General features: G+C 60.9%; 1 pseudogene. It reads left to right on the top strand.

Annotated features, from left to right (window positions below):
* Positions 1–14 precede the first annotated feature (14 nt).
* A pseudogene (locus tag EN857_RS33555) lies at positions 15–368 on the top strand (hypothetical protein); the annotation flags it as partial.

The following is a 368-nucleotide window of genomic DNA, read 5'->3' as shown; positions in this document are numbered from 1 at the left end:
AAAAGCTCGAATCGATGATCTTTGCTCCTGGCAACGCGGTGCAGATCATTGCGCTCAGTGAACACCAGGCAGCGCTTTACCGCGATTTCTGGCGGACGGAGGAATCGCGCATTCACGTCGTCGGACCGACGCTCGATCCGAAACGCTACAGGCCGGAGCTGCTGAGCGGCGACCGCATTGAAATTCGCGATCGTTTTGGGCTCCCCCGCGACGCGGTCATCGCCCTGAGCATCGCCAACAGATTGAAGGTGAAGGGCCTCGACCGGGCGGCAAAGGCGCTTCAGCCTTTGGCGAACATCCATTGGCTGGTCGCCGGCCTTCGAAAGAACAGCGAGGAGGAGGCCAGGCTTCGCGGCCTGATTGCCAAG

The sequence above is a fragment of the Mesorhizobium sp. M4B.F.Ca.ET.214.01.1.1 genome, from assembly GCF_004791545.1.
GTDB lineage: Bacteria > Pseudomonadota > Alphaproteobacteria > Rhizobiales > Rhizobiaceae > Mesorhizobium > Mesorhizobium abyssinicae.
This window is presented reverse-complemented; position numbering and strand designations above follow the sequence as displayed.